1 pseudogene is annotated in these 490 nt (G+C 80.4%); it reads left to right on the top strand.

Annotated elements, in window-relative coordinates:
- Positions 1–490, top strand: a pseudogene (locus tag BG452_RS37210) (hypothetical protein); the annotation flags it as partial.

Below are 490 nucleotides of genomic sequence, written 5' to 3' on the forward strand. Positions count from 1 at the left end.
AGGACCGGCGCGGTCAAGGGCTCCTGGGTCCGGAACACCGCCCAGGGGCCGTCCGCCCCTGAGCAGTTGGCCGCCGTCACGCTCGGCGAGACCGAACCGCCCACCACCCTCGCGCTCGCCCCCGACACCCCCCGGCTGCGGCACACCGTGCTCGACCCCGGCCCCGACACCCTCCCGTACGCGGTCCTGCGCGCCGACCCGCAGTCCGGCCCGCTCACCGACGAGCCCGGCCCCGAACTCGTCGCCGCCGCCCGCGCCGAGGCCCGCTTCGACGCCGGCGGCACCGACCACCTCACCGGCTACGGCGCCCGCCAGGTCCTGGACGGCCACCCGGCCCGGCTCGCCGACCTCATCCGGGCCGGCCGGCCGCGCGAACTCCTGCCCCCGGTCGCCGCCCTGGCCGGCGTCGACCGGGCCGCCGCGGGCGTGCTGGCCGGTGCGCTGCGCACCCCGCTCACCGTGGTCCGGGCCGCCCACCGGCTCTCCCGGG

The sequence above is a fragment of the Streptomyces sp. CBMA123 genome, assembly GCF_014596465.1.
Classification (GTDB): Bacteria; Actinomycetota; Actinomycetes; order Streptomycetales; family Streptomycetaceae; genus Kitasatospora.